General features: G+C 74.8%; 16 protein-coding genes. 12 read left to right on the top strand and 4 right to left on the bottom strand.

Annotated elements, in window-relative coordinates; translation table 11 throughout:
- Positions 1 to 18 precede the first annotated feature (18 nt).
- The 6 genes from RGE_RS19645 to fae all read left to right on the top strand — a co-directional run bounded on the left by RGE_RS19645 (position 19) and on the right by fae (position 5418).
- Complete coding sequence (locus RGE_RS19645) at positions 19 to 933, top strand: NAD(P)-dependent methylenetetrahydromethanopterin dehydrogenase (protein WP_014430209.1); 915 nt, start codon at positions 19 to 21, stop codon at positions 931 to 933.
- Entirely contained in the window at positions 933 to 2051 is a 1119-nt protein-coding gene (locus tag RGE_RS19650) for an ATP-grasp domain-containing protein (RefSeq protein ID WP_014430210.1), read from the top strand. The genes RGE_RS19645 and RGE_RS19650 overlap by 1 nt, the downstream gene beginning before the upstream one ends.
- Positions 2048 to 3049, top strand: a complete 1002-nt coding sequence (mch, locus tag RGE_RS19655; RefSeq protein ID WP_014430211.1) for a methenyltetrahydromethanopterin cyclohydrolase — start codon at positions 2048 to 2050, stop codon at positions 3047 to 3049. The genes RGE_RS19650 and mch overlap by 4 nt, the downstream gene beginning before the upstream one ends.
- Positions 3046 to 3987, top strand: coding sequence for an ATP-grasp domain-containing protein (locus tag RGE_RS19660; RefSeq protein WP_014430212.1), 942 nt, complete (start codon positions 3046 to 3048; stop codon positions 3985 to 3987). Before mch ends, RGE_RS19660 begins: the two co-directional genes overlap by 4 nt.
- Positions 3984 to 4838: a triphosphoribosyl-dephospho-CoA synthase gene (locus RGE_RS19665; RefSeq protein WP_014430213.1), complete on the top strand. Its 855-nt coding sequence runs from the start codon at positions 3984 to 3986 to the stop codon at positions 4836 to 4838. The genes RGE_RS19660 and RGE_RS19665 overlap by 4 nt, the downstream gene beginning before the upstream one ends.
- A 70-nt stretch (positions 4839 to 4908) precedes the next feature.
- Positions 4909 to 5418 (top strand): formaldehyde-activating enzyme, encoded by a 510-nt coding sequence (gene fae, locus RGE_RS19670; RefSeq protein WP_014430214.1) that lies wholly within the window; start codon positions 4909 to 4911, stop codon positions 5416 to 5418.
- Between the two features lie 64 nt (positions 5419 to 5482).
- Here fae and RGE_RS19675 read toward each other — a convergent pair whose 3' ends face one another.
- Complete coding sequence (locus RGE_RS19675; RefSeq protein WP_014430215.1) at positions 5483 to 5953, bottom strand: dihydroneopterin aldolase; 471 nt, start codon at positions 5951 to 5953, stop codon at positions 5483 to 5485.
- A 158-nt stretch (positions 5954 to 6111) separates the two neighbouring features.
- Here RGE_RS19675 and RGE_RS19680 point away from each other — a divergent pair, with 158 nt between their 5' ends.
- Genes RGE_RS19680 through RGE_RS19695 form a run of 4 tightly spaced genes read left to right on the top strand, consistent with a single transcriptional unit; the run spans position 6112 to position 10027 of the window.
- Positions 6112 to 8103, top strand: coding sequence for a sigma-54-dependent Fis family transcriptional regulator (locus tag RGE_RS19680; protein ID WP_014430216.1), 1992 nt, complete (start codon positions 6112 to 6114; stop codon positions 8101 to 8103).
- Positions 8036 to 8725 (top strand): flavoprotein, encoded by a 690-nt coding sequence (locus RGE_RS19685; RefSeq protein WP_014430217.1) that lies wholly within the window; start codon positions 8036 to 8038, stop codon positions 8723 to 8725. The genes RGE_RS19680 and RGE_RS19685 overlap by 68 nt, the downstream gene beginning before the upstream one ends.
- 28 nt (positions 8726 to 8753) lie before the next feature.
- On the top strand, positions 8754 to 9332 hold the full coding sequence (locus tag RGE_RS19690) for a DUF447 domain-containing protein (RefSeq protein WP_014430218.1): 579 nt from the start codon (positions 8754 to 8756) through the stop codon (positions 9330 to 9332).
- Entirely contained in the window at positions 9332 to 10027 is a 696-nt protein-coding gene (locus RGE_RS19695) for a (5-formylfuran-3-yl)methyl phosphate synthase (protein WP_043784307.1), read from the top strand. Before RGE_RS19690 ends, RGE_RS19695 begins: the two co-directional genes overlap by 1 nt.
- Here the strand turns inward: RGE_RS19695 and RGE_RS19700 are convergent, their stop codons facing one another.
- Genes RGE_RS19700 through RGE_RS19710 form a run of 3 tightly spaced genes read right to left on the bottom strand, consistent with a single transcriptional unit; the run spans position 10028 to position 12619 of the window.
- A complete protein-coding gene (locus RGE_RS19700; protein WP_014430220.1) occupies positions 10028 to 10627 on the bottom strand; it encodes an amino acid kinase family protein in 600 nt (199 codons plus the stop codon).
- A complete protein-coding gene (locus tag RGE_RS19705) occupies positions 10615 to 11679 on the bottom strand; it encodes a hydantoinase/oxoprolinase family protein (RefSeq protein ID WP_014430221.1) in 1065 nt (354 codons plus the stop codon). The genes RGE_RS19700 and RGE_RS19705 overlap by 13 nt, the downstream gene beginning before the upstream one ends.
- On the bottom strand, positions 11672 to 12619 hold the full coding sequence (locus RGE_RS19710) for an ATP-grasp domain-containing protein (RefSeq protein WP_014430222.1): 948 nt from the start codon (positions 12617 to 12619) through the stop codon (positions 11672 to 11674). The genes RGE_RS19705 and RGE_RS19710 overlap by 8 nt, the downstream gene beginning before the upstream one ends.
- A 33-nt stretch (positions 12620 to 12652) precedes the next feature.
- On the opposite strand from RGE_RS19710, the gene RGE_RS19715 reads away from it, so the two are divergent.
- Both RGE_RS19715 and RGE_RS19720 read left to right on the top strand, forming a co-directional pair.
- Complete coding sequence (locus RGE_RS19715) at positions 12653 to 13351, top strand: HisA/HisF-related TIM barrel protein (RefSeq protein WP_014430223.1); 699 nt, start codon at positions 12653 to 12655, stop codon at positions 13349 to 13351.
- A gap of 281 nt (positions 13352 to 13632) precedes the next feature.
- Positions 13633 to 14910: a molybdopterin-binding domain-containing protein gene (locus RGE_RS19720; protein ID WP_014430224.1), complete on the top strand. Its 1278-nt coding sequence runs from the start codon at positions 13633 to 13635 to the stop codon at positions 14908 to 14910.
- Positions 14911 to 15663 lie beyond the last annotated feature (753 nt).

A 15663-nucleotide genomic window follows, 5' to 3' on the forward strand; every position in this document is an offset into this window, starting at 1 on the left:
TCCCAGCCGAGCCAAACGATGGAACGTCCGTACATCCTGCACATGTTCACGCCGGGCAAGCAGATGAGCCCCTTCGACGTCAACATGGCCGCCGACGCCGGCTACCAGCTCGTCGTGCCCTATGGCGAGGTCGGCCTCGACGCGGTGGCCGGCATGACGCAGGACGCGATCTTCTCGCGCGGCCCCAAGGGCGTGGCGCGCACCGGCATCTTCATCGGCGGCCGCGACGCGCTGCTCGCCGCCGACATGCTGAAGAAGGCCCAGGCGGCGATGGTCAAACCCTTCGTCGTCTCGCTGATGGCCGACCCCAGCGGCGCCTACACGACGGCCGCGGCGATGGTCGCCTGCGTCGAGCAGGCGCTGAAGACACGCGGCGAAGGCCTCGCCGGCCAGCGCGTCGTCGTGCTCGGCGGCACCGGGCCGGTGGGCCGCATCGCCGCGGTCATCGCCGCCCAGGCCGGCGCAACGGTGCTGCTGTCCAGCCGCCAGGGCATCGATGCCGCCGAGGAAGCGGCGACCGAGACCGCGAAACACTTCGGCGTCACGCTGCACGGCATCTCCGGCGGCGACGCCAACGCCGTGCGCCACTCGCTCGCCGAAGCCGACGTCGTGCTGTCCTGCGCCAAGGCCGGCGTGCAGGCGGTGTCGGCCGAGGATCTGACACACGCCGGTGCGCTGAAGGTCGCCGCCGACGTCAACGCCGTGCCGCCCGAGGGCATCGCCGGCGTCGGCGTGATGGACGACGCCAAGCCGCTGGCCGGCACCCAGGCGCTGGGCATCGGCGCGCTGGCCATCGGCAACGTCAAGTACCAGACCCAGCATCGGCTGCTGCAGCGCATGCGGGAAGCCGAGAAGGCGGTCTGCTACAGCTTCGGCGACGCCTTCGAGACCGCACGCGGCTGGCTGGCCGAGAAGGCCGCGGCGGGCGGCTGATGCTGGCCGTCGCCGCCCTGTCCGCGCGGGCGCTGGTCGACCTGGCGGCGCTCGACGGCATGGCGGTCGTCGCGCTCGACGTCTTCGGCGACGCCGACACCGTCAAGCGTGCGGCGCACTGGCATCCGATCGGCACGCCGGGCCGGCTGGAGATCGACGGCACGCGGCTGCTCGCCGCGCTGGAAGCGCTGGCGCGCGACGGCGACGTCGACGGCTGGATCGCCGGGGCGGGTTTCGACGGCCGGCCGGGCCTGCTCGAAGCCGGTGCCGAGCGCCTGCCGCTGCTGGGCACCGGCGGCGGCGCGCTGCGCCGGCTGCGCGACCCGCGCGCCTTCTTCGCCGCCCTCGACGACCTGGGCCTGCCGCATCCGGCGGTGAGCTTCGAGCCGCCGGCCGACCCCGCCGGCTGGCTGGAGAAGGACGCCGGCGGCAGCGGCGGCTGGCACGTGCAGGAGGCGGCGCCCGACCGCCCCGCCGCGCCCGGCCGCTACTGGCAGCGCTGGCGCCCGGGCCTGCCGATGTCGGCGACGCTGGTCGCCAACGGCCACGACGCCGTCGTGCTCGGCTTCAACCTGCAGACCGTGCGCCCGGTCGCCGGCCGGCGCTGGGTCTTCGCCGGCATCGTCGGCCCGCTGCCGGTGCCGCCGGCGGTCGAACGAACCATCGTGCGTGCGGCCTCGGTGCTGGCGCGGCGTTTCGACCTGCACGGCCTGGCCAGCCTGGACTTCCTGCTCGACGGCGAGCACGCCGAGCTGCTGGAACTCAACGCCCGGCCGCCGGCCAGCGCCGAGCTCTACCCCGAGGTCGGACGCGGCGGCGCCTTGCGCGCCCACCTGCGTGCGGTGACACGCGCCGAGCTGCCGCCGCCCCCGCCGCCGCCGCGGGTGCTGAACGGCCACGAGATCGTCTTCGCTCGCCGTGCGCTGGTGCTCGACGACATCGCCGCGGCGCGCATCGCCGCCACGCCGCTGGCGCGCGACTGGCCGCGTGGCGGCCAGCGTTTCGACGTCGGCGACCCGGTCTGCAGCCTGGCGGCTGCCGGCGCCGACGCCGCCGAGGTGCTGGCGGCGCTGGCCACGCGCCGCGAGGCCTTGCTCGCCTTCCTGGAGAACCGATGAACGACCGCTCTGCCGCGCCGCTGCCCGGCGCCACGATCGCGCTCAACGAGCACGTCGCACCCTGGGTCGAACGCCTGTGCGACGAGGCCGCGGCGCTGGGCGTCGAGGTCTCGCGCGACGAACGCGGCGTGCGCCTGGTCGACGCCGGCATCGCCGCGCCGGGCAGCGTCGCCGCCGGGCTGCTGGTCGGCGAGATCTGCCTCGGCGGCCTGGGCCGGGTCGAGCTCGCCCCCGGCCCCGACTGGCCGACCTGGGTGCAGGTGCGCAGCTCGCTGCCGGTGCTGGCCTGCCTGGGCTCGCAGTACGCCGGCTGGAGCCTGGCGGCCAGCAAGGAGGAGACCGGCGGCAAGAAGTTCTTCGCGCTGGGCTCGGGCCCGGCGCGTGCGCTCGCCGCCAAGGAAGCGCTGTACGGCGAACTCGATTGGCGCGACCACGGCACGCGCGGCGTGCTGGTGATGGAGGTCGACCGGCCGCCGCCGGCCGTCGTCGTCGACAAGATCCTGCGCGACTGCGCGCTGGCGCCCGAGGCGCTGACGATCGTGCTGACGCCCACACGCAGCGCCGCCGGCACGACGCAGGTCGTCGCGCGGGTGCTCGAAGTGGCGCTGCACAAGGCGCACGAGCTGCACTTCGCGCTCGCCGACGTCGTCGACGGCGTCGGCTGGGCGCCGCTGCCGGCGCCGCACCCCGACGGCGTCGAGGCCATGGGCCGCACCAACGACGCCATCCTCTACGGCGGGCGCGTCCACCTGTCGGTGCGCGGCAGCGACGCCGAGGCCGAGCGCCTGGCGCGTGCCCTGCCCTGCCGCAACTCGCCGGACTACGGCCGCTCCTTCGCGCAGACCTTCCGCGACGCCGGCTTCGACTTCTACAAGATCGACCCGGCGCTGTTCGCGCCGGCCGAGGTCTGGGTCAGCAACGTCGCCACCGGCCGCACCTGGCACGCCGGCGGCACCGACCTCGCGCTGCTGCAGCGCCTGTGGCAGGAGGCGTCGTGAGCGGGAACGGCCTGCGTGTCGCGATCTTCGCCGACGAGACCGGCTGGCACACACGCCGGCTGCAGGCCGCGCTGCGCGCACGCGGCGCGCTCGGCCGCTGCGTCGACCTGGCCGACTGCCGCATCGACACCACCGCCGCCTGGCACGGCCTGGTGATCCCGGGTTTCGGCCGTGAACTGCCCGACGCGGCGCTGGTGCGCGGCATCGCCGGCGGCAGCTTCGAGCAGGTGACCAAACGCCTGGGCGTGCTGCACGCGCTGCGCGCGCTGGGCGTGCCGGTCTACAACGACGCCCGCGCCATCGAGCGCAGCGTCGACAAGTCGGCGACCTCGCTGCTGCTGCACGCCGCCGGCCTGCCGACGCCGCCGACCTGGGCCATCGAGTCGCCGGTCGAGGCCCAGCGCCTGGTGATGCGCGAGAGCGCCGCCGGCCACGCGCTGGTGCTCAAACCCCTGTTCGGCTCGCAGGGCAAGGGCTTGCAGCTCGTTGGCCTCGTCGACGGCGAACACCGGCCGCTGCCGGCGCTGGACGCCGGTTACGGCCGCCTGGCCTATCTGCAGCGCCGTGTGCCGGCGCTTGCCGAGCCCGGCTTCGACTGGCGCGTGCTCGTCGTCGGCGGGCGTGCGGTGGCGGCGATGCGGCGTGTCAGCACGCACTGGGTCCACAACGTCGCGCAAGGCGCACGCTGCCTGCCGGCGGCGCTGGAGCCGGCGCTGGCGCGGCTGGCCGAAGACGCCGCGGCGGCGCTGGAACTCGACTACGCCGGCGTCGACATCATCCCCGCGCCCGGCGCCGCGCCGCTGCAGGTGCTGGAGGTCAACGGCGTCGCCGCCTGGCAGGGGCTGCAGCGTGTGACGCCCTTCGACATCGCCCAGGCCCTGGTCGACGACCTGCTGCAGCGCCGTGTCGCCGCCGGCGCGGCGCGCCGCCGCGCGTGAACGCCGCCGCCGCCTTCACGCTGGCCTGTGCGCTGGACGTCGCGGTGCGCAAGCCCGGCAACGTCAGCCGCGCCTCGCCGGGCCACCGCATGCAGGCCGAAGACTTCGTCGCCAGCGCGGCCGCGGCCGCGGCGCCGATCACCACGCCCGGCACCGCCGTCGGCGAACGCATCGAAGCCGCAGTCGAGGCCACCTGGGCCGCCGTCGGCTGCAACACCAACCTCGGCATCGTGCTGCTGGCCGCGCCGCTGGCGCGTGCCGCCGAAGCGCCGGGCGCGACGGCTTCGCTGGCGGCGCTGGGCGACACGCTGGCCGGCGTGCTGGGCGCGCTCGACGTCGCCGACGCCGCCGCGGCCTTCCGCGCGATCGCCCGCGCGCAACCCGCCGGCCTGGGGCAGGCGCCCGAGCAGGACGTGCGCGCCGCGCCCGACGTCGACCTGCGCGCCGCGATGGCGCTGGCCGCCGGCCGCGACCGCATCGCGGCGCAGTACACCAACGGTTTCGCCGACGTGCTGGCACTCGCCGCGCAGGCGCAGAACGAGGGTTTTCCGGGCGGCGACCGGGCCGCGACGACGGCCGTCGTGCAGCGCCTGCACCTCGAATGCCTGGCACGCTGGCCCGATTCACACATTGTTCGAAAACACGGCGAGGCCGTGGCACAGACTGTCTTGCACGCGGCGCAGCGCTGGCGCGGCCATCCGGCGCCCGAGGCCGACGCCGGCTTCGCCGCCTGGGACGAGCAGCTCAAGCACGAGGGGCTGAACCCCGGCACCAGCGCCGATCTGACGGTGGCCGCGCTGTTCGCCGCCGCACTCGTGGGGGATGCGCCCTGCGAGTGGCATGGAACGTGATTAGGACGCCCCTCGCGGGACGCGCCCACGGCCACCGCCATCCCCACCCACCGAAGGAGACAAACCCCTCATGGCAAAGATCGATCGCATGCTGGTCGGCGAATCACTGGTCGGCGACGGCAACGAAGTCGCCCACATCGACCTGATCATCGGCCCGCGCGGCAGCCCGGCCGAATCCGCGTTCGCGAACGCGCTCACCAACAACAAGGACGGTTTCACCTCGCTGCTGGCCGTCGTCGCGCCCAACCTGCTGACCAAGCCGGCGACCGTGATGTTCAACAAGGTCACGATCAAGGGCGCCAAGCAGGCGGTGCAGATGTTCGGCCCGGCGCAGCGCGGCGTCGCGATGGCGGTGGCCGACAGCGTCGAGGACGGCACGATCCCGGCCGACGAAGCCGACAACCTGTTCATCTGCGTCGGCGTCTTCATCCACTGGCTCGCCGAGGACGACAAGAAGATCCAGGACTACAACTACCGCGCCACGCGCGAGTCGATCCAGCGCGCCGTCGCCGGCACGCCGACCGCGGCGGAAGTCGTGGCCAAGAAGGCGTCTGCGCAGCATCCCTTCGCCGCGGCCTGACCCCACTGCACACCAAGAAAAAGGCCGCCCTCGGGCGGCCTTTTGCATGCGGGCGGCGCGGGTGTCAGCGCCGCGCCGGCGCCAGCCCCGTGCCGAGCAGGTGCACCAGCGCCGCCGTGCGGTCTGGCGGCGGCGCGCGGCGTTCGATCTGCACGCCGACGGCCTGCAGGTCGGCGAACTTGCGCGGCTTGGCGACCTTGACGCGCACCCAGGCGGCGCCGAACTCGCGGATCAGGATCTCGGCCACCGCTTCGGCGAAGGCTTCGAGCAGCTGCACGCGGTGCTCGGCCAGCAGGCGCAGCAGGCGTTCGCGCACGACGCCGTAGTGGATGGTGTCGGCGATGCGGTCGGTGTCGCAGGCACGAAAACGCGACACGCCGGCGTGAACGTCGATGACCAGCGGCTGCGGCGCGTGCAGCTCGCCGTCGTCGATGCCGATCACCGTCTCGCCGGTGAAACCTTCTATGAACACGATGTCCAGCGGCGCCGACGCGTCGGGCTCGGCGTGCGGGCGGGGGGCGGGCAGGGGCAGCATCGGCGTGTCCTTCGTGTAACAACTGCGTCGCCGGCTGCAAGTTGCAGGCCCGGGGCGCCCCCACCCGTGTTTCACCCGGTACGGCGCGGGTGCCGCGTCGCCAAGAATCGAAAAAACCGCGGCGGCGACCGCGGCCCTTGGCGCGACGGAGACAACGCATGAGCCTCAGCCTGCGGGATGCCCACCGGCATGCCGACCGCATTCTCGAACGCGTGCGCGGCGGCGCGCACGACGGCAACGAAGTCGTCGCCCAGTCCTGGACCCGCTGCGTCAACGAGTACCGGCTGGACCCGGGGCGCCGCCACGAGCCGGCCGTCGTCTCGCGCGCCGAACTCGAAGACCGCCGCGCGCGCCGCGCCGACGTCATCGCCTGCGCGCGCTACGAGATGACGACGCTGTTCCAGCAGCTCGCCGACACCGAGTCGGCCGTCGTGCTGACCGACACCGACGGCGTCATCGTGCACATGGTCTCGACGCCCGAGTTCGGCGCCGAGGTCGGCCCGCTGGGGCTGCGTGTCGGCGGCCGCTGGAGCGAAGCCGCCGCCGGCACCAACGGCATGGGCACCTGCCTGGCCGCCGCCGGGCCGGTGTCGGTGCGGCGCGAGGACCACTTCTTTCCCGAGTTCGCCCAGCTCACCTGCTCGGCGGTGCCGGTCTACGACCCGCAGGGCGAGATCGCCGCGGTGCTCGACGTCACCAGCCGCTCCAGCCTGATGCAGCAGCACCTGCTGGTGCTGCTGGGCATGACGGCGCGCATGATCGAGAACCGCCTGCTCGACGCGCGTTTCCGCGCCGCGCACCCGCTGCACTTCCACGCCCGGCCCGAGTTCGTCTACACGCTGCACGAAGGCAAGCTGGCGATCGGCGAGGACGGCCGCATCCTCGCCGCCAACCGCAGCGCGCTGTTCCAGCTCGGGCTGCAATCGATGGACGAGATCCGCGACCGCCGCCTCGACGAACTCTTCGAGACCTCGCTCGAAGACATGCTGCAGCGCAGCAGCTCGGCTTCGTTCCACCCGGTCGTGATGTACCGCGCCAACGCCGCGCTGCGTTTCTTCGCCGTCGCGCGCCGCCCGGCCAGCGACCCGCACGCGCCGGCTCAGGCCGTGGCGCCGGTGGCCACCGCCGCGGCCAACACCGCGCGCGCGGCGGCCCGTGGCGGCGTGCGCACGCCCGACGGCACGACCTTCGGCGACCCGCGCCTCGTGCGCCACCTCGAGACGGCGCGCCGCGTCGTCGCCCGGCGCACGCCGGTGCTGCTGACCGGCGAGACCGGCTCGGGCAAGGAGGTCTTCGCGCGGGCGCTGCACGAGGCCAGCCCGCACGCCGGCGGCGCCTTCGTCGCCGTCAACTGCGCCAGCCTGCCCGAGACGCTGATCGAGTCCGAGCTCTTCGGCTACCGCGCCGGCGCCTTCACCGGCGCGCAGCGCAACGGCCGGCGCGGCAAGATCCTGCAGGCCGACGGCGGCACGCTGTTCCTCGACGAGATCGGCGACATGCCGCTGGAGCTGCAGGCGCGGCTGCTGCGGGTGCTCGACGAGCGCCAGGTCACGCCGCTGGGCACCGAGGAGACGCACCCGGTGGACTTCCAGCTCGTCAGCGCCAGCCACCGCCACCTGCCGACGCTGGTGCGCGAAGGCCGTTTCCGCGAAGACCTGTACTACCGCCTGGCCGGCATCGAACTCGCGCTGCCGGCGCTGCGCGAACGCAGCGACCGGCGCGAGCTGCTGCAGGCCGTGCTGGCCGCCGAGTCCGAAGGCAGCGGCACGCTGACACCCGAGGCCGAACGCCTGCTGATGGACTACGCCTGGCCGGGCAACGTGCGCCAGCTGCGCCACGTGCTGCGCAGCGCCGCGGCGCTGGCCGACGGCCGGCCGATCACGCGCGAGCACCTGCCGTCGCTGCAGGCCACGCCGCTGGCGCCGCCGCCGGTGATCGCGGCCCCGGCCGTGGCGCCGGTGGCCGCCGCGCCCGAGCCGCTGCCGGTCAAGCTCAACCCGATCCAGGCGAACGAACGCCAGGTCCTGCTCCAACTGCTCGAACAGCATCGCTGGAACGTGAGCAACGTCGCCAAGGCGCTCGATGTCAGCCGCAACACCCTGTACCGCAAACTGCACAAGCTCCACATCGAGGTCTCCCACCCCGACTGAGCCGCCGCAGTCCACGGCCGACGGCGACGAGGACTTCGCCAGCCCGCCGGCGCCGCGTTCGCGTTTCGCCTGGTGCATCACCGGCTCGGGCCACTACCTCGAGGAATCGCTGGCGCTGGCGGCGCGGCTGCCGCAGCTGGACCTGTTCCTGTCCTCGGCCGCCGAAGAGGTGCTGGGCATCTACCACTGGACGCTGCCGGTGCTGCGCGAGCGTTTCCCGCCCGGGCTGCGCATCGTGCGCGACAAGACCGCCAGCGCGGTGCCGGTGGGCCGGCTCTACACCGACGTCTATCACACGGTGGTCATCGCGCCGGCGACCAGCAACACCGTCGCCAAATGCGCCTACGGCATCAGCGACACGCTGCCGACCAACATGCTGGCGCAGGCCGGCAAGCTGGGCATCCCGGGCCTCGTTTTTGCCTGCGACACCGAACCGGTGGTCGTCACGAAGGCGCCGCACGACTGGGTGACACTGCGCCCGCGGCGCATCGAGCTCGACAACGTCGAGCGCCTGCGCCAGCTCGACTTCTGCCAGGTCGTCGCCTCGCCGGCCGAACTGGAAACGGCGCTGGCAGAGCGCTTGCATGCGCTGTCGCTCGAATGGACCTCACCTGCTTCCTGATCCCGCGCCTGGTGCGCGCCCCGCGCCGATGAGCACCGAAGCCATCTTCGAAACCGTGGTCACGACGGTCGACCCCGAGGGCCGGCCGCACGTCGCGCCGATGGGCGTGCGTTACCGCGACGGCCGCGTCGTGCTGATGCCCTTCAGGCCGTCGGCGACGCTGGACAACATCCTCGCGACCCGCTGCGCGGTGCTGAACCTCGTCGCCGACGTGCGCGTCTTCGCCGGCTGCGTGACCGGCCGGCACGACTGGCCGCTGGAGCGCGCGCAGCGCATCCGCGGGCTGCGCCTGGCCGCCGCGCTGCGCCACGTCGAGCTGCGCCTGGACGAACTCGCCGACGACGCCGAACGGCCGATGCTGACGCTGACGCCGCTGCACGAGGCGACGCACGCACCTTTCGTCGGCTTCAACCGCGCGCAGGCGGCGGTCGTCGAAGCCGCGGTGCTGGTCAGCCGGCTGTTCATGCTGGCGCCCGAGAAAGTGGACACCGAGATGCGTTACCTGCAGATCGCGATCGACAAGACCGCCGGGCCGGCCGAACGGGAGGCCTGGAGCTGGCTGCTCGACGCCGTCGGCGCCTGGCGCACCCGCACGGAGGCGGCGTGATGAAAATGCTCGTCAGCGTGCGCGACCCGCACGAAGCTCTGGCCGCCGCCGCCGCCGGCGCCGACTTCATCGACTGCAAGGACCCGTCCGCCGGAGCGCTGGGCGCGCTGCCGACGGCCACCGTCGCGGCCATCGTGCGCCTGCTGGCCTGCGGCTTCGGCGGCCCGACCAGCGCGACGATCGGCGACGTCGCCGCCGACGAAGACCCCGCCGCGCTGCTGGCGCGGGTCGCGGCGATGGCCGCCACCGGCGTCTGTTTCGTCAAGGTCGGCATCGAGCCCGGGCCGCTGGCCGCGGCGCGGCTGCGTGCGCTGGCCGGCTGCGGCCACACCGTCGTGCCGGTCTTCGTCGCCGACCGCGGGCTGGACATGGCGCTCGTGGCGCTGGCGCTGGAACTGCGATTCCGGGCGCTGATGATCGACACCGCCGACAAGAACGCCGGCTCGCTGTTCGACCTCGTGCCGCCGGCCGCGCTGGCGGCCTTCGTCGAGGCGGCGCGCGCAGCCGGCGTGCCGGTCGGCCTGGCCGGCGCCCTGCGCACGCCCGATCTGCCGCGGCTGGCCGCGCTGGCGCCGCATTTCGCCGGCTTCCGCAGCGCCGTCTGCAGCAGCGGCCGCGCCGGCACGCTGGAGCCGGCGCGGGTGCGTGCGCTGGCCCAGGCGCTGGCCCAGCCGGCCGTCGCCGCAGCGGCCTGATCAGGCGCCGACGGCGCGCCCTTCGCCGAGCAGCAGCGCGCGCATCCGGCCGAGTTCGGCACGGTGCACGACGTCGATCGGGAAGGCCGCGTCGCGCGCGATGCCGGCGAACAGGCCGTCGAGCACGCCGCGCTGGCCCAGCTCGGCCAGCGTCGCAGTGGGATCGACGCTGCAGGACTTCACGACGACCAGGCGCTCGGCGTTGAGCCGGCGCGCCAGGTCCAGCGCCAGGCTGTCGGAGCTCATCTCCCAGCTCGTCTGCGCGCTCGGCGCGTCGCGCATCGACTCCATCGGCAGCCACAGCGCCGTCTGGCCGGCGTGCAGCACGGCGCGGATCTGCTCCTGGCTGCCGGCCAGCCGCAGCCGCGGCTGCAGCGACTGCGCGAGGTAGGCGGTCTGGGCCATCGCCAGCACCGCCATGTTGTGCGCCGCGAGGTCGTCGAAACGCCAGCGCGCCTGGGCATGGCGCACCTGGTCGGCGAAGCCGCCGCCGCCGCAGACCAGCGTCACGCGGCCGCCGCCCAGCTGCACCAGCAGGTCCAGCCAGGCCGGGAACAGCGCGTCCTCGCTGACGCTGCCGCCGATCTTCACGACCCACATCGGCCGGCCTCCCGCTCGTACAGCGCCGCCACCGCGACGGCAGGCGCCGCGACCTGGGCCCAGGCCGCGGCCCCCGGCGCCGCGCGTGCCGCCATCGCGGCCACCGCGCCGACGTAGGACAGCACACGCCAGCCCGGCGGCACGATCTCGGCGACGAGGAAGCTGCCGCAGCCGGCGGCCACCGCGACGGCGTCGCGCGGCAGGCCCTGGGCCGCGGCCACGCGCGCGAGCTGGCCGCGCAGCTCGGCCGCCTGCTCGGCGCGCCAGGCGCGGGCGAACTCGTCCCACTCGGCGTCCGACGCGTCGCGCGCGTCCAGGCCGATCATGCGTGCCAGCCGCGCGCGGCTGCCGGCCGTGTCCTTGGCGCCGCCGTCGGCGGCCGGGTACTGGTCGTGCGCCGGGTCGAGTTCGCCGCTCAGGCGGTAGAGGTCGGCCGTCGTGGCGAAGAATTCGTTCATCACGTTCAGCGGCCGGCCGCGCCAGGGGATGCGCCGCGCCAGCGCGCACAGCGGCGTGCGCACGACGCCGTGGTAGACGAGCTCGCCGCTGGCCAGGCGGTCGACGTCGCGCCGGCTCGGGCCGAGCACACGGCCGCCGCCGAAGGCGATGAAGTCGGTCGTGGTGCTGCCGACGTCGACCAGCAGCCCGGCCTCGGGCGCCAGCGCGGCGGCGGCGTGGCGCGCGGTGGCCAGCCAGTTGGCCGAGGCCACGGCCTCCCAGCGCGGGCCGCATTCGGCGGCCGTGCACCAGCCGTCGCCGGCGAAGAAACGCGGCGCCGGCAGGCGTTCGGCCAGGCGCGCGGCGATGCGCGCGACGCCGTCCTCGCGGTGGGCGAAGCAGTCGGCCATCTCGCCGGTCATCGTCACCGCGTGCGCGGCGTGCGCGAAGTCGGGCCAGCGCTCCAGCGCGGCGTCGAGCACGCGGTCGAGCTTGTCCAGCCCATGCCACAGCGGGCAAGGCCACTGCACGACGTCGACGACCGCGCCGCCCTCGCAGCGTGCGGCCTTGACGTGCGCGCCGCCGACGTCCCAGCCGATCACCGCCTCAGGCATGCAGCGTCTCCCGGCGCGCGGCGACGATGTCGGCCGCCAGGCAGCGCCCCAGGCGCTCGGACAGGCCGACGAAGGCGCAGGTGGTGCGCGGGTTGACCTCGATGGCCACCGGCCCGCGCGCCGGATGCCAGACGAAGTCGACGCCGGCGAAACCCGCGAGCCCGGGGATCGCCGCCGCCACGCGCCCGGCGAGCGTCGCCAGCGTGGCGCGTCTCGGATCGTTCGGCGACACGCAGTCCAGGTCGACGCCGTCGTAGCGCAGCAGGCCGTCGCCGTCGACGGCGATGCGCTGGCGGTTCACCGACAGCAGCTCGGCATGTCCGGCACGCGCCAGCAGCGACAGGCTCATCGGCTCGCCGTCGACCCAGGGCTCCAGCCAGGCGGCGGCGCCGACGTTCTCGCGCCGACGCGCGTCGGCGGCGGCGGCACCGCGGCTGGTCCAGACCTGGGTCGCCACCGCGCCGGCGCCGTCGTCGGGCTTGACGACCCAGCGTGTCGCTTCGTCGGCCAGATCGTGCGGCGTCGCGATGCCGTGCGCGCGCAGCCGCGCCAGCGTCGCGCCCTTGCTCGAGGCCAGCGCGATCGCCGCCGCGTCGCAGCCCAGCCAGCGCGAGCGGCCGACCGCCGCCTGCATCGCCGCCAGCAGGCCGTCGGATTCGGGCGCCACGGCCCAGACCAGGTCGTGGCGAGCCGCCTGGCGCGCGACGAAGACCTCGGGCGCTTCGCCCGGCGCGGCGCAGACGGCCTGGGTGCCGGCGGGCACCGGGCCGGCGGCGGCGCAGGTCGCCACCGTCACCGGGCCGAGGCGGGCACGCAGCAGGTCGCGCGCCATCGCGTCGCGCATCGCCTGGCCCAGCGGCATCAGCGTCGTGCTGGCGGCCGGGTCGCCGTCGACCAGGCCGCCGCCGCTGAGATACTCGTAAACGAACACGCGCGTCATCGCGCCCCCTTGGTTCTTCTTCGGAGCCCGCCGATGCGGCTGATCCCGGTCGTCGATCTGATGCATGGCGTGGCCGTGCGCGCCCAGCGCGGCGAGCGCGGCACGTACCGGCCGCTGGTCTCGCGCCTGGTCGACGGCCACGAGCCGGTGGCCGTGGCGCGCGCGCTGTGCCGGGCCTGCGCCTCGGCCACGCTGTACGTCGCCGACCTCGACGCGATCGTCGACGGCCGGCCGCAAGCCGATGTGCTTGCCGCGCTGCTGGCGGCGCTGCCCGGCGTCGAACTCTGGCTGGACGCCGGCTTCACCGACGCCACGGCCGCCGCCACGCTGCGTGCGCGGCTCGGCGCCGCGGCGGCGCGTGTGCGGCCGGTGTTCGGCAGCGAATCGCTGGTCTCGCGCGCGGCGCTGGACGCCTGCTTCCCGACGCCCGAAGCCGGCATCCTGTCGCTGGACCGCCGCGGCGCGCAGCGCCTGGACGCCGCCGGCGCCTGGGACAGGCCCGAACGCTGGCCGCGCCAGGTCATCGTGATGACGCTGGAGCGGGTCGGCAGCGACGCCGGGCCCGACCTGGAGACGATGGCCGTGCTGCGCGCGCGTTCACCCGCGACGCGCTTCATCGGTGCCGGCGGCGTGCGCGACGGCGCCGACCTGCGCCGCGCGCGCGAGGCCGGCGCCGAGGCCTGGCTGGTCGCGAGCGCGCTGCACGACGGCCGGCTGGCGCCGGAGGCGTAGGCAAGGGGGCGCGGTCTCGGCATGAGCGCCGCGCGTTCACGTTTCGTGCCACGAACGGTGGCCGTGCCGCGCTGAGGCGGCCGGCAGGCCGCGCCGGGCCGCCGGCGGCGCGCTTCCGAGCCCGCCGCTCGGCGTTTACCCCGAGAGCCGGGACGACGTTTTGCCCGCGGTCCGGGTGGCCCGGCGACACGAAAAGCGCGACACAGTGTTGCGCTTTTGGCCGCTCGCGGGCCGCCTGCGCAGGGACGGTGCGGTGGCACATGTGTTGCGTTAAGCCCGCCATGAGCGAGCTCGCCGCGGCCCCGTCCGCGTGGACCTGTCCTTTCTGCCCGCTGGCCTGCGACCACCTCGGCGTGCGTGTCGGCAGCGGCGACGAGCCGCTGGCGCTGGCCGGCGAGCGCTGCCCCCGTGCCGAGGCGCGGCTGGCGCGTTTCGCCAGCCGTCCGGCCGAGGCCCGCGCCGAGATCGACGGCCGCCCGGCCACCGACGACGCAGCACTCGGCGCCGCCGCCGCGATCCTGGCCGGCGCGGCGCAGCCGCTGTTCGCCGGCCTGGGCACCGACGTCGCCGGCGCCCGGGCGCTCTACCCGCTGGCCTGCGCCACCGGCGCGATCAGCGACGCCGCCGGCGGCGAAGCCTTGTTCGCCGGCCTGCGTGCGCTGCAGGACCGCGGCCAGTTCACGACGACGCTGGGCGAGGTGCGCACGCGCGCCGACCTGATCGTCTTCGTCGGCGGCGTGCCGGCCGATCTGGCCCCGCTGACCGCCTGGCGCTGCGGCCTGGGCGACGCCGACGGCCCGCGCCGCCACGCCGTCGCCCTGGCAGCCCCCGGCGGCGACGACGCGGCGCTGGCCGGCTGGGCCTCGGACACGGTGACGGTCGAGATGCTGCCGGCCGCGCCGGGCGACGACCTCGCGGCGACGCTGCAGCGCCTGCTGAGCCTGGTGCCGCGCCCGCAGGCCGACGACGGCAGCGCGCTCGCGGCGCTGGCCGCGCGGCTGCGCGCGGCGCACTACGCGGTCTTCGTCGGCGCCCCGGCACGCCTGGGGCCCCAGGCGGCGCTGGCCGTCGAGTCGGTGCATGCCACGGTCGGCCACCTGAACCGCACGACCCGCGCCGCGGCGCTGTGGATCGGCGGCGGCGACGGCGCCGCGACCGCCAGCCAGGTCTTCACCTGGCTCTCGGGCCTGCCGCTGCGCACCCGTGCCAGCACGCTGGGGCTGGAGCACGAACCCTTCCTCTACGCCACCGACCGCCTGCTGGCCGACGGCGCCGTCGACGCGCTGCTCTGGGTCTCCAGCTTCGACCCCGATGCCGCGCCCCCGGCCAGCGATCTGCCGATGGTCGTGCTCGGCCACCCCGCCCAGGCCACCGCCTGCCGCCGCCCCGGCACGGTCTTCATCCCCGTCACCACACCCGGCATCGGCCACGACGGCCATCTCTTCCGCACCGACGGCACGGTGCTGATGCCGCTGCATGCGGTGCGCCCCGAAACCCTGCCCTCGGTCGCCCAGGTGGCGCAGGCGCTGCTGCAGGCGGTGCTGGAGGCTCGGCCATGAGGCGTGTAGCTGTGCACGCGTTCCCGCAGCGGCGCGAGAGCCGGGGGGTGGGGCGTATCCCTCCGCTCATGTCCCCCGGCGCCGGCCTGCGGCCGTCGCCTCCTCCTAATACTTCGCTGCGGGACACGCCCCACCCCCCGGCTCCCCAACGGCACAGGCACACCACGGGTGGCACGCCACCTCGGTGGCAGCCGCGGGCGTCGGGTGGCCGGTGGAGTGAAGTATCAGGAGGAGGCCCGGCTTGCCGGGCCGGGGGACATGAACGGAACCGGCCACCCGGCGACCGCGGCTCGCTGCGGCTGAAGCACGCCGGCCGTCACACGCCTCCCAAGCTCACGAAGGAAACGTTGGGGCACGTCCGCGAGCAGCAGCGCAAGAGCCGGCCGCCGGGGCGTGTCCGAACCGCTCGTGGCACACCACGCGCACACCACCACGGGTGGCTGCCGCGGGCGTCGGGTGGCCGGTGGAGTGAAGTATTAGGAGGAGGCCCGGCCTGCCGGGCCGGGGGACATGAACGGAACCGGCCACCCGGCGACCGTGGCTCGCTGCTGCTGAAGCACGCCGGCCGTCGCACGCCTCCCAAGCTCACGAAGGAAACGTTGGGGCACGTCCGCGAGCAGCAGCGCAAGAGCCGGACGTCGGGGCGTGTCCGAACCGCTCGTGGCACACCACGCGCACACCACCACGGGTGGCTGCCGCGGGCGTCGGGTGGCTGGTGGAGTGAAGTATTAGGAGGAGGCCCGGCCTGCCGGG

Origin of the sequence: Rubrivivax gelatinosus IL144, assembly GCF_000284255.1 — a bacterium.
Classification (GTDB): domain Bacteria; phylum Pseudomonadota; class Gammaproteobacteria; order Burkholderiales; family Burkholderiaceae_C; genus Rubrivivax; species Rubrivivax gelatinosus_A.

Bases quoted from the DNA above. Each gene is read 5' to 3' on its own strand.
- RGE_RS19645 (WP_014430209.1), top strand. From the start codon at position 19: ATGGAACGTCCGTACATCCTGCACATGTTCACGCCGGGCAAGCAGATG.
- RGE_RS19650 (WP_014430210.1), top strand. From the start codon at position 933: ATGCTGGCCGTCGCCGCCCTGTCCGCGCGGGCGCTGGTCGACCTGGCG.
- mch (WP_014430211.1), top strand. From the start codon at position 2,048: ATGAACGACCGCTCTGCCGCGCCGCTGCCCGGCGCCACGATCGCGCTC.
- fae (WP_014430214.1), top strand. From the start codon at position 4,909: ATGGCAAAGATCGATCGCATGCTGGTCGGCGAATCACTGGTCGGCGAC.
- RGE_RS19675 (WP_014430215.1), bottom strand. From the start codon at position 5,953: ATGCTGCCCCTGCCCGCCCCCCGCCCGCACGCCGAGCCCGACGCGTCG.
- RGE_RS19680 (WP_014430216.1), top strand. From the start codon at position 6,112: ATGAGCCTCAGCCTGCGGGATGCCCACCGGCATGCCGACCGCATTCTC.
- RGE_RS19685 (WP_014430217.1), top strand. From the start codon at position 8,036: ATGTCAGCCGCAACACCCTGTACCGCAAACTGCACAAGCTCCACATCG.
- RGE_RS19690 (WP_014430218.1), top strand. From the start codon at position 8,754: ATGAGCACCGAAGCCATCTTCGAAACCGTGGTCACGACGGTCGACCCC.
- RGE_RS19695 (WP_043784307.1), top strand. From the start codon at position 9,332: ATGAAAATGCTCGTCAGCGTGCGCGACCCGCACGAAGCTCTGGCCGCC.
- RGE_RS19700 (WP_014430220.1), bottom strand. From the start codon at position 10,627: ATGTGGGTCGTGAAGATCGGCGGCAGCGTCAGCGAGGACGCGCTGTTC.
- RGE_RS19705 (WP_014430221.1), bottom strand. From the start codon at position 11,679: ATGCCTGAGGCGGTGATCGGCTGGGACGTCGGCGGCGCGCACGTCAAG.
- RGE_RS19710 (WP_014430222.1), bottom strand. From the start codon at position 12,619: ATGACGCGCGTGTTCGTTTACGAGTATCTCAGCGGCGGCGGCCTGGTC.
- RGE_RS19715 (WP_014430223.1), top strand. From the start codon at position 12,653: ATGCGGCTGATCCCGGTCGTCGATCTGATGCATGGCGTGGCCGTGCGC.
- RGE_RS19720 (WP_014430224.1), top strand. From the start codon at position 13,633: ATGAGCGAGCTCGCCGCGGCCCCGTCCGCGTGGACCTGTCCTTTCTGC.